This is a genomic window from Streptomyces sp. NPDC001219 (genome assembly GCF_053597915.1).
On sequence record NZ_JBSFJF010000010.1, the window covers coordinates 1 to 11,377 of the forward strand.

The window sequence follows — 11,377 nt, forward strand, 5'->3', positions numbered from 1 at the left end:
TTTTTCCCACCCTCCAACGGGAGGGGGCGGGTCGGAGCGGGTGGGGTGTGCCGGACGTAAAGCGAAGCAGTCCGGCACACCCCACCCGCGGAGGCCCGTCACCGCACCCCGACAGCCCCGCGCAGCGGACCGGCCCGCCGCAGGCGCAACGGCGGGAACCGACAAGCATCACCCGCGCCCAAGCCCCGCGCAGCGGACCCGTGACGGTGGGGGCACCCACAAGCATCACCCCAGCCCAAGCCCCGCGCAGCGGAGCCGTAACGGAGCCCCCCGCGGCGGGAACGCGGACTACGTGGGAGGCAGGCCAAGCGCAGCGATAGGGTGGCGCGGTTGCCGATCGCCGAGTTCAGCCGACGGAGACCGTGACTACCACCACCAGCGCCACCAATAACCATCACCTGTCCCCGGCGTTTCCGGGGCGGGCCCCTTGGGGTACCGCGAACAAGCTGCGTGCCTGGCAGCAGGCGGCCATGGACCGCTACATCGAGGCGCAGCCGAGAGACTTCCTCGCCGTGGCGACGCCGGGCGCCGGCAAGACGACCTTCGCGCTCACGCTCGCCTCGTGGCTGCTGCACCACCACGTCGTGCAGCAGGTGACGGTCGTCGCACCGACCGAGCATCTGAAGAAGCAGTGGGCGGAGGCGGCCGCCCGGCTGGGCATCAAGCTGGACCCGGAGTACAGCGCGGGGCCGCTGGGCCGTGAGTACCACGGGGTCGCGGTCACCTATGCCGGTGTGGGTGTCCGGCCGATGCTGCACCGCAACCGGATCGAGCAGCGCAAGACCCTGGTGATCCTCGACGAGATCCATCACGCCGGTGACTCCAAGTCGTGGGGCGAGGCGTGTCTGGAGGCGTTCGAGCCGGCGACCCGGCGGCTGGCGCTGACCGGTACGCCGTTCCGGTCGGACACCAACCCGATCCCGTTCGTGACGTACGAGGAGGGGAACGACGGCATCCGGCGTTCCTCGGCCGACTACACCTACGGCTACGGGAACGCGCTGGGCGACGGCGTGGTCCGGCCGGTCATCTTCCTCTCGTACAGCGGCAACATGCGCTGGCGGACGAAGGCGGGTGACGAGATCGCGGCGCGGCTCGGCGAGCCGATGACCAAGGACGCGGTGTCGCAGGCGTGGCGGACGGCGCTGGACCCGCGCGGCGACTGGATGCCGAACGTGCTGCGCGCCGCCGACCGGCGGCTGAGCGAGGTCCGCAAGGCCATTCCGGACGCGGGGGCGCTGGTGATCGCCTCCGACCAGGAGCAGGCGCGGGCGTACGCCAAGCTGATCCGGGAGATCACGGGGGAGGGCGCCACCCTGGTGCTGTCCGACGACTCCGGGGCCTCGCAGCGCATCGATGACTTCTCGCACTCCCAGGACCGCTGGATGGTCGCGGTCCGGATGGTGTCCGAGGGGGTGGACGTGCCGCGGCTGGCGGTCGGGGTGTACGCCACCACCATCTCGACGCCGCTGTTCTTCGCGCAGGCCGTCGGGCGTTTCGTGCGTTCCCGTAAGCGCGGCGAGACCGCCTCGGTGTTCCTGCCCACCGTCCCGAACCTGCTCGGCTTCGCCAACGAGATGGAGGTCGAGCGCGATCATGTGCTCGACAAGCCGAAGAAGGACGGGGAGGAGGACCCCTACGCCGAGTCCGAGAAGGAGATGGACGAGGCGAACAAGGAGCAGGACGAGGACACCGGCGAGCAGGAGCAGTTCTCGTTCGAGGCGCTGGAGTCGGAGGCGGTCTTCGACCGGGTGCTCTACGACGGTGCCGAGTTCGGGATGCAGGCGCACGCGGGCAGCGAGGAGGAGCAGGACTACCTCGGCATCCCCGGGCTGCTGGAGCCGGACCAGGTGCAGATGCTGCTGCAGAAGCGGCAGGCCCGGCAGATCGCGCACAGCAAGAAGCGGCCGGACGAGGAGGCCGACCTGCTGGAGCTGCCGGCCGAGCGGCGTCCGGTGGTCACGCACAAGGAGCTGCTGGAGCTGCGGAAGCAGCTGAACACGCTGGTCGGCGCGTATGTGCACCAGAGCGGGAAGCCGCACGGGGTGATCCACACCGAGCTGCGCCGGGTGTGCGGCGGGCCGCCGAGCGCGGAGGCCACCGCCGGGCAGCTGACCGAGCGGATCAAGAAGGTACGGGAGTGGGCGACGCGGATGCGGTGAGCCCGCCCGGAGCCCGGTGGGGCGGTGTGCCGTGGGGACGGTGTGCCGCCCTTTGCCGTTTCCGCGGCCGGTGGGGCCGTGTGCCGGATCTGCCGGTTTCCGTCACCCCCGGATAACGTGCCGGCCCTCCCTGAAACACCACACGGAACACAACGGGGCGTTCTGGGTGGACGTACTGGGATATTGCGGGCGCCGGCGACCGGATTCTGGACGGACTCTTCCGCTCACCGAACCGGCTCGCTACTGTCCCGGTCACGCACACGCCCCGTGGCAGCGCCGCCGCGGAGCGCAGCCGGTGCCATGCGGCCGGCGGCCTCTAGCGCGCGCTGCCTCCGGGACCGCAGCGCGTCGCGCCCGAGGGCCGCCACTCACCCAGGAGGGCGTCGTGACCGCAGAGACCTCCCAGACACTCGACCGAGGACTGCGTGTCCTCAAACTCCTCGCCGACACCGATCACGGGCTGACCGTCACCGAGCTGTCCCACAAGCTCGGCGTCAACCGCACGGTGGTCTACCGCCTCCTGGCCACGCTGGAGCAGCACGCCCTGGTGCGCCGCGACATCGGCGGCCGGGCCCGGGTCGGCCTGGGGGTGCTGCGCCTGGGACGTCAGGTGCATCCGCTGGTCCGCGAGGCCGCCCTGCCCGCGCTGCGGTCGCTCGCCGAGGACGTCGGGGCCACCGCGCACCTCACCCTCGTCGACGGTACGGAGGCGCTGGCGGTCGCCGTGGTGGAGCCGACCTGGACCGACTACCACGTGGCCTACCGGGCCGGTTTCCGTCATCCGCTGGACCGGGGGGCCGCCGGGCGGGCCATCCTCAAGGCCCGGCAGGGCCGTATCCAGGACGCCGGGCTGGCGCTGACGCACGGGGAGCTGGAGGCCGGTGCGAGCGGTGCGGCGGCCCCGCTGCTCGGGGTGAGCGGTATCGAGGGGAGTGTGGGCGTGGTGATGCTCGCCGACACCGTCTCCGAGCGGATCGGACCGCGGGTGGTCGACGCGGCCCGGGAGGTGTCCGAGGCGCTCCGCTGAGCGCCGGGGCGCGGCCGGGGCCACGGGGTGTGAAGGGGCGGTGGCCGTGTCGTGAGGCGGCAGCGCCGTAAGACCCTGGTGGGGCGGGGGTCAATTAGGGTGGCGGGGTGTCTGCACGCACCCGCGCCCTGGCGGTCTGCACCGCCCTCGTCCTCGGCCTTCTCATCACCGCGGTCTTCGCCCCGCTGCCGTACTCGCTCGCCTATCCGGGCATGACGGCGAACGTCCTCGGCAACGACAAGGGCAAGCCGGTGATCACCATCTCCGGCTCCGGGACCCGAAAGACCAGCGGGCAGCTGCGGATGACCTCGATCGTGGCGACCGGCCCGGACGCCACCGTCCATCTGCCGGACCTGGTCACCGGCTGGTTCCGTACGGACGAGGCCGTGATGCCGCGGGAGGCGGTCTACCCGGTGGGCGAGAACACCGAGGAGATCGCCGAGCACAACGCGCAGCAGATGCGGGAGTCCCAGGACACGGCCACCAGCGCGGCCCTCGGGCAGGTCGGCAGGTCCGCCAAGGACATCAAGGTCAAGCTGAGCCTCGCGGACGTCGGCGGGCCGAGCGCCGGGCTGATGTTCGCCCTGGGCATCGTCGACAAGCTGGACGGTGACGGCGCGGGCCACGACCTGACCGGCGGGCGCACCATCGCGGGCACCGGCACCATCACGGCCGGCGGCAAGGTCGGCGCGGTGGGCGGCGTCCCGCTGAAGACGCAGGCCGCGAAGCGGGACGGCGCCACGGTCTTCCTGGTGCCGCGCAAGGAGTGCGCGGACGCGCGGGCGGAGCTGCCGAAGGGGCTGCGGCTGGTCCCGGTCAGCACCCTCGACGGCGCGGTGGACGCCCTGAAGGCGCTGCGGACCGGGGGCGCGGTCCCCAGCTGCTGAGACGGCGGGCGGCGGCCGGGCGGACGCGGGCGGGGACCGGTGGACGCGGGCGGCGCGGGCCGGGCCCGGCAGCGGGCCCCGCCCTCACGCCTCCTTGATGAAGCCCTGCTGGATCAGCCAGTTCTTGGCGACCTCGTGCGGGTCCTCGCCGTCCACGTCGACCTTGCGGTTCAGTTCCTGGGCGACGGTGTTGTCGAGCGCCTTGGTGACCGGGGCCAGCACCTCGGCGATCGCCGGGTACTTCTTCAGGGCCTTGGCGTTGATCTCGGGCGCGACGTTGTAGTTGGGGAAGAAGTGCTTGTCGTCGGCGAGGACGTGCAGATGCATCGCCTTGATCCGGCCGTCGGTGGTGAAGACCTCACCGAACGCGCAGGTGCCCTTCTCCGTCTCGGTGTAGACGACACCGCCGGTCATCTTGCGGACGTTGCCGGAGGGCACGTTCATGCCGTACGCCCGTGCCATGCCGGGCAGCCCGTCGTTGCGGGTGGCGAACTCGTTCTCCACGCACATCGTCACGGCGCCGGGCTTCCGGTGGGACAGCGCCGCGACGTCCGAGAGGTCGCGCACCGCCAGCTTCTTGTAGTTCGCGGAGTTCAGCGCCAGCGCGTAGGTGTTGTTCAGCCGGGAGGCCGGCAGCCAGACGATGCCGTTCTTCGCGTCCTCGTCGCGGACCGCCTTCCACTGCTCCTGGGGGTCGACGATCGGCTTGGTGTGGCCGAGGTAGGTGATCCAGCCGGTGCCGGTGTACTCGTACGCGGCGTCCGCCGTGCCGGACTTGACGGCCTCCCGGGCGCCGATCGAGCCCTGGATGCTGGTCTTGTCGATGACCTTGGCGCCGGCCGCCTCGAAGACGATGCCCATCATCTGGCCGAGGACGATCTGTTCGGTGAACTCCTTCGAGGTCACGGTGAGCTGCGCCCCGGAGAGCGGACGGCCCTGGTAGCCCGCCTTCGGGCCCGGCCGTACGTCGTCGGTCATCGCGCTGCCGCTGACCAGGCCGCAGCCGCCGAGGACGGCGGCGGTGAGCAGGGCGACGGCGAGCCGGGCGGTCCGGCGGGGTGCGGGGCGGCGGCCGGTCATGCCGTCACCTCCAGGCCGCGCGGGCGGAGCAGCAGTTCGGCCAGCGAGGCCAGCCACTCCACCAGCAGGGCGAGCGCCACGGTCAGCACCGACCCGAGGATGAGGACGGGCATCCGCTGGGTGACGATCCCCGCCGAGATCAGGTCGCCGAGGCCGCCGCCCCCGCCGAAGGTCGCCAGCGTCGCGGTGCCGACGTTCAGCACCAGCGCGGTACGGACCCCGGCCAGGATCAGCGGGACCGCCAGCGGCAGCTCGACCTGGGTCAGCACACCCGTGGGGGACATGCCGATGCCGCGGGCCGCCTCGGTCAGCGTCGGATCGATGCCGCGCAGCCCGGCGATGGTGTTGGCGAGCACCGGCAGCACGGCGTAGATGACCATGCCGACGATCGCCGACCGGGCGCCGATGCCCAGCCAGATCACCAGCAGGATCAGCAGACCCAGGGCCGGCACCGCCTGCCCGAGGTTGGCGAAGGCCATCGCGAGCGGGGTGGCCCGGCGCAGCCTGGAGCGGGTCAGCGCGATGCCCAGCGGGATCGCGATGATCAGCACGAAGAAGGTGGAGATCGCGGTGAGCTGGATGTGCTGCCGCAGCGCGATCCACACCTTGCCGTTGTCCACCGCCTGGTGGGCGATGGAGTCCAGCCGGGCGCCGCGGAACCACAGCCAGGTGGCGAGCAGCGCGGCCACCAGGAAGGCCGGCATGAAGGTCCACTTCTGCCAGCTGATCCGGCGCGCGCCGGAGGGCGGGGCCACGACCGGCGCCTCGCCGGACGCCAGCTCCCGCTGCGCCATCTCGACCTCGTCCTTGAAGGCGAGGGCCTCGTGGTCGCTCGGGTGCCGCCCGCCCGGGCGCGGGCTGTCGCCGCCGCTCCCGTCGCGGGGGCTCATGCCTTGCCTCCCGGTCCGGCCCCGTCGCCGCCCGCCCCGGCCAGGCCCTCCTGCTCCAACTGGGTCCGGCGGGCGCGCTGTTCCTGGAGCTGGTGCTGGTGCTCGATCGCTTCGAGGCGGTCGGCCTCCAGCAGCTCGTGGACGTTGTTCATCAGCGTCTCCATGTCGACCACGCCGATGTACTCGCCGCGCCGCCCGGTGACCGCGACCCGGCCCGCGTTGTCGGTGAGCACCGCCTCCAGGGCGTCGCGCAGCGTCGCGTCCCGGGTCACCGTGTCGGCCACCAGGGTGCCGGCGCGGGCCAGCGACTCCCTGGCCCGCGCCAGATCGCCGCGGCGCAGCCACTTGTACGGGCGGTGGTTGCGGTCGAGCAGCAGCAGTTCGTTGTGGGAGCCGGAGCGCAGCCGGTCGAAGATGGCTTCCAGGGGGTCGTCGAGGCCGGCGGTGGGGAAGTCGACGATGGGCACGTCCCGTACGCGGGTGAGGTTCAGCCGTTTGAGGGCCGCCCCGGCGCCGACGAAGCCGGAGACGAAGTCGTCGGACGGGTTGGTGAGGATGGCCTCGGGGGTGTCGAACTGGGCGATGTGCGACTGCTCGCGGAGCACCGCGATGCGGTCACCGAGCTTGATCGCCTCGTCGAAGTCGTGGGTGACGAAGCAGATGGTCTTGTGCAGCTCGTGCTGGAGCCGGATCAGCTCGTCCTGGAGGTGGTCACGGGTGATCGGGTCGACGGCGCCGAACGGCTCGTCCATCAGCAGCACCGGCGGGTCGGCGGCGAGCGCGCGGGCCACCCCGACGCGCTGCTGCTGGCCGCCGGAGAGCTGGCGCGGATAGCGGCCGTGGAACTCCCGCGGGTCCAGGCCGACCAGGTCGAGCATCTCCTCGACCCGGCCCGCCACCCGGCTCTTGGACCAGCCGGTCATCTTCGGGACCAGGGCGATGTTCTGGGCGACCGTCATGTGCGGGAAGAGGCCGGAGGCCTGGATGGCGTAGCCCACCTTGCGGCGCAGCTTGACCGGGTCCATGTCGGTGACGTCCTCGTCGCCGATGCGGATGCGTCCGGAGGTCGGCTCGATCAGCCGGTTGATCATCTTCAGACAGGTGGACTTGCCGCAGCCGGAGGGCCCCACGAAGATCACGGTCTCGCCGGCCTTGATCTCCAGGTTGACGTTGTCCACCGCGGGGGCGGCGCTCCCCGGGTAGACCTTCGTCAGGTTCTCCAGATGGATTCTGGCCCCGGAGTCCGGGGCGGTCTCTGTCGTCTCAGGCACGAATCCCCCTGGAGATGGTCAGGCGTCCGATGAGGACGTACGCGGCGTCGAAGAGAAGAGCGAGGATGGCGATCCCGAGGGTGCCGGAGAGCACCTGGTTGAGGGAGTTGGCGCTGCCCAGGGATGCGATCCCGCGGAAGATCTCGTTGCCCAGGCCGGGGCCGGAGGCGAAGGCGGCGATGGCGGCGATGCCCATCAGCATCTGGGTGGCGACCCGGATGCCGGTGAGGATGGGCGGCCAGGCCAGCGGCAGTTCGACGCGCAGGAGCCGGGCGGTGCGGGACATCCCGATGCCGGTGGCCGCGTCGACCAGGTCCGGGTCCACCCCGCGCAGCCCGACGATGGCGTTCCGGACCACCGGCAGCAGTCCGTACAGCGTCAGGGCGATCACCGTCGGGGGGACGCCCAGGCCGACGATCGGGATCAGCAGACCGATCAGGGCCAGGGACGGGATGGTCAGGATGGTGGCGGTCGAGACGGTGGCGAGATTGCCGGCCCACTCGCTGCGGTAGGTCACCACGGCGATGAGGACTCCCAGCAGGGTGGCGAGCACCATGCACTGGAAGACCGCACTGGCGTGCTGATACGTGTCCGTCAGCAGCTGGGCGTGCCGGGTCACGACGTATTCCCAGAAGCTCACTCGGTCTCCTCGGTTCAGTCTCCCGATGCCTGTTTCACCAGCGGGATGATCCGCAACGGAACCGGATTTTCCATCACGATTGCCGTCGAGGCCCGCACGATCCCATCAAAGCCCACAACTCGGTCGATCACGCGCTGAAGATCGGCGTTGGACCGGGCGACGAGCCTGCACAGCATGTCCCCGTGTCCCGTCGTTGTATGCAGTTCCAACACCTCGGGAACGGTCGTCAAGTGGGCGCGTACGTCATTCCCTTGCCCTTGTTTGATCTCCAGCGTGGCAAAAGCGGTCACGGGATAGCCGAGCGCCGCCGGGTCCACCTCCGGCCCGAAGCCCCGGATCACTCCATTCGACTGAAGCCGGTCGAGCCGGGCCTGCACGGTGCCGCGGGCCACCCCCAGCCGCCGGGACGCCTCCAGGACGCCGATCCGCGGCTCCTCGGCGAGCAGCTCCAGCAGCGCCCCGTCCAAATGATCGATCGCCATGGTCCGTGCCGTCCCTTTCGATGGTCATCATGTACAGATAGCCCGGCGCGGGCGTCATCTCGCTATGCAGAATGCCCAAAGGATTCGCGAACTATTGCGCACCTTGTGGATCGGCGAGACTCTGCGGCCATGGCAGACACCACGATGCACCCTCAGCCCACCACCCCCGACGCGGCCCGGCAGGCGGACCCCTTCCCGGTCAAGGGGATGGACGCGGTCGTCTTCGCCGTCGGGAACGCCAAGCAGGCCGCGCACTACTACTCGACCGCCTTCGGCATGAAGCGCGTCGCCTACTCCGGTCCGGAGAACGGCAGCCGGGAGACCGCGAGTTATGTGCTGGAGTCCGGCGGCGCCCGGTTCGTGTTCACCTCCGTCATCAAGCCCACCACCGAGTGGGGCCGCTTCCTCGCCGAGCATGTCGCGGCCCACGGCGACGGCGTCATCGACCTCGCCATCGAGGTCCCGGACGCCCGCGCCGCCTACGAGCACGCCGTCGCCCAGGGCGCCACCGGCCTCGTCGAGCCGTACGACCTCAAGGACGAGCACGGCACCGTCGTCCTGGCGGCCATCGCCACGTACGGCAAGACCCGCCACACCCTCGTCGAGCGCTCCGGCTACGACGGCCCCTACCTGCCGGGCTACGCCGCCGCCGAGCCGCTGGTGGAGACCGGGCCGCGGCGCTTCCAGGCCATCGACCACTGCGTCGGCAACGTCGAACTCGGCAAGATGAACGAGTGGGTGGCCTTCTACAACAGGGTCATGGGCTTCACCAACATGAAGGAGTTCGTGGGCGACGACATCGCCACCGAGTACAGCGCGCTGATGTCGAAGGTCGTCGCCGACGGCACCCTCAAGGTCAAGTTCCCGATCAACGAGCCCGCGATCGCGAAGAAGAAGTCGCAGATCGACGAGTACCTGGAGTTCTTCGGCGGCCCCGGCGTCCAGCACATCGCGCTGGCCACCAACGACATCGTCGCCAGCGTGCGGGCGATGCGCGCGGCCGGTGTGGAGTTCCTGGACACCCCCGACTCCTACTACGACACCCTCGGCGAGTGGGCCGGCGAGACCCGGGTGCCCGTCGAGACGCTCCGTGAGCTGAAGATCCTGGTCGACCGCGACGAGGACGGCTATCTGCTGCAGATCTTCACCAAGCCGGTCCAGGACCGGCCGACCGTGTTCTTCGAGATGATCGAGCGGCACGGCTCCATGGGCTTCGGCAAGGGCAACTTCAAGGCGCTCTTCGAGGCCATCGAGCGGGAGCAGGAGCGGCGCGGCAACCTCTGAGCCGTGCGGCGGGCCGGGGCGCCCGCGCCCGGTGGCGCCCGACGGGCCCGGGGGCCGTACACGATCTTCCGTGGACGGCCCCCGGATGCGAGGCTTGAGGTATGGACCTCATCGCACGTCTGCGCGCCGGGCTCCCCGAGGAAGCGATCCTCACCGACCCCGACGTCACCGGCTCCTACGCCAACGACATGGCGAGCTTCTGTGAGGCGGGGACGCCCGCCGTGGTCGTGCTGCCGCGGACCGTCGAGCAGGTCCAGCACGTCATGCGGACGGCCACCGAGCTGCGGGTGCCGGTCGTCCCGCAGGGGGCGCGTACGGGACTGTCGGGCGCCGCCAACGCCTCCGACGGCTGCCTCGTGCTGTCGCTGGTCAAGATGGACCGGATCATCGAGATCAACCCCGTCGACCGGATCGCGGTGGTCGAACCGGGCGTCATCAACGCCGTGCTGTCCCGCGCGGTGAACGAGCACGGGCTCTACTACCCGCCCGATCCCTCCAGTTGGGAGGAGTGCTCCATCGGCGGGAACATCGGCACCGCCTCCGGCGGCCTGTGCTGCGTCAAGTACGGCGTCACCGCCGAGTACGTGCTCGGCCTGGACGTGGTCCTCGCCGACGGGCGGCTGCTGACCACCGGCCGGCGCACCGCCAAGGGCGTCGCCGGCTACGACCTCACCCGGCTGTTCGTCGGCTCCGAGGGAAGCCTGGGCATCGTCGTCCGCGCCGTCCTCGCGCTCCGGCCGGAGCCGCCGCAGCAGCTGGTGCTGGCCGCGGAGTTCCCGTCCACCGCCGCCGCCTGCGAGGCGGTCTGCGAGATCATGGCCCGCGGCCACGCCCCCTCGCTGCTGGAGCTGATGGACCGTACGAGTATCCGCGCGGTCAACGCCATGGCGCAGATGGGCCTCCCGGACAGCACCGAGGCTCTGCTGCTGGCCGCCTTCGACACCCCCGACCCGGCCGCCGACCTCGCCGCCGTCGGCAAGCTGTGCACCGCGGCCGGAGCCACCGAGGTGGTGCCCGCCGAGACCGCCGCCGAGTCCGATCTGCTGCTCCAGGCCCGCCGGCTGACCCTCACCGCGCTGGAGCGGGTCAAGTCCGCCACGATGATCGACGATGTGTGCGTACCGCGCTCCCGGCTCGCCGAGATGCTGGACGGCACCGCCGCCATCGCCGAGAAGTACGGCCTCACCATCGGCGTCTGCGCCCACGCCGGGGACGGCAACACCCACCCCACGGTCTGCTTCGACGCCGCCGACCCGGACGAGTCCCGCCGGGCCCGGGAGTCCTTCGACGACATCATGGCGCTCGGCCTGCGGCTGGGCGGCACCATCACCGGGGAGCACGGGGTCGGCGTCCTCAAGAAGGAGTGGCTGGCCCGTGAACTGGGGCCGGTGGGGCTGGAGTTGCAGCGCGGCATCAAGGACGTCTTCGACCCGCTGGGCATTCTCAACCCCGGGAAGCTCTTCTGACACACCCGGGACCGGAGTTCCCGCTGCCCGCGTGAGGCCGGATTTTACCCGTCATGACGCGGGTGCGCAGAAAGGGCGAAGGTGGACCCTTCTGCCTATCCTGAACACGGATATCCGCGCCTTCCGGCTCCTTCCGCGAGAAGTCCGGCCACCAGCGGCCCCCAGGGATTCCGCCGTTCGGGATCACGGCG

The 11,377-nt window shown here is 70.9% G+C and carries 10 protein-coding genes; 5 read left to right on the plus strand and 5 right to left on the minus strand.

Going from position 1 to position 11,377, the window contains the following annotated elements:
- Positions 1 to 362 precede the first annotated feature (362 nt).
- From ACWC9R_RS08565 to ACWC9R_RS08575, 3 genes are all read left to right on the plus strand, one after another.
- Complete coding sequence (locus ACWC9R_RS08565; protein ID WP_362605011.1) at positions 363 to 2,159, plus strand: DEAD/DEAH box helicase; 1,797 nt, start codon at positions 363 to 365, stop codon at positions 2,157 to 2,159.
- Positions 2,160 to 2,544: 385 nt separating this feature from the next.
- Positions 2,545 to 3,186 carry an IclR family transcriptional regulator gene (locus ACWC9R_RS08570; protein ID WP_362605013.1) on the plus strand — a complete coding sequence of 214 codons (642 nt, stop codon included), beginning with the start codon at positions 2,545 to 2,547 and terminating at the stop codon, positions 3,184 to 3,186.
- Positions 3,187 to 3,293: 107 nt separating this feature from the next.
- Positions 3,294 to 4,073 carry a S16 family serine protease gene (locus ACWC9R_RS08575; RefSeq protein ID WP_450729660.1) on the plus strand — a complete coding sequence of 260 codons (780 nt, stop codon included), beginning with the start codon at positions 3,294 to 3,296 and terminating at the stop codon, positions 4,071 to 4,073.
- A gap of 84 nt (positions 4,074 to 4,157) precedes the next feature.
- Here the strand turns inward: ACWC9R_RS08575 and ACWC9R_RS08580 are convergent, their stop codons facing one another.
- From ACWC9R_RS08580 to ACWC9R_RS08600, 5 genes are read right to left on the minus strand one after another with little or no spacing between them, the layout of a single operon-like run.
- Entirely contained in the window at positions 4,158 to 5,153 is a 996-nt protein-coding gene (locus tag ACWC9R_RS08580; protein ID WP_450729662.1) for a glycine betaine ABC transporter substrate-binding protein, read from the minus strand.
- On the minus strand, positions 5,150 to 6,043 hold the full coding sequence (locus ACWC9R_RS08585) for an ABC transporter permease (RefSeq protein WP_450729664.1): 894 nt from the start codon (positions 6,041 to 6,043) through the stop codon (positions 5,150 to 5,152). Before ACWC9R_RS08585 ends, ACWC9R_RS08580 begins: the two co-directional genes overlap by 4 nt.
- On the minus strand, positions 6,040 to 7,314 hold the full coding sequence (locus ACWC9R_RS08590; RefSeq protein WP_450729666.1) for a betaine/proline/choline family ABC transporter ATP-binding protein: 1,275 nt from the start codon (positions 7,312 to 7,314) through the stop codon (positions 6,040 to 6,042). Before ACWC9R_RS08590 ends, ACWC9R_RS08585 begins: the two co-directional genes overlap by 4 nt.
- Positions 7,307 to 7,954: an ABC transporter permease gene (locus ACWC9R_RS08595; protein WP_450729668.1), complete on the minus strand. Its 648-nt coding sequence runs from the start codon at positions 7,952 to 7,954 to the stop codon at positions 7,307 to 7,309. The genes ACWC9R_RS08590 and ACWC9R_RS08595 overlap by 8 nt, the downstream gene beginning before the upstream one ends.
- Before the next feature lie 14 nt (positions 7,955 to 7,968).
- Positions 7,969 to 8,436, minus strand: coding sequence for an Lrp/AsnC family transcriptional regulator (locus ACWC9R_RS08600; RefSeq protein WP_018091280.1), 468 nt, complete (start codon positions 8,434 to 8,436; stop codon positions 7,969 to 7,971).
- A gap of 129 nt (positions 8,437 to 8,565) precedes the next feature.
- Between ACWC9R_RS08600 and hppD the strand changes: the two genes are divergently transcribed.
- Entirely contained in the window at positions 8,566 to 9,720 is a 1,155-nt protein-coding gene (gene hppD, locus ACWC9R_RS08605) for a 4-hydroxyphenylpyruvate dioxygenase (protein ID WP_450729670.1), read from the plus strand.
- Positions 9,721 to 9,821: 101 nt separating this feature from the next.
- A complete protein-coding gene (locus ACWC9R_RS08610) occupies positions 9,822 to 11,186 on the plus strand; it encodes an FAD-binding oxidoreductase (protein WP_450729672.1) in 1,365 nt (454 codons plus the stop codon).
- Positions 11,187 to 11,377: the final 191 nt, after the last annotated feature.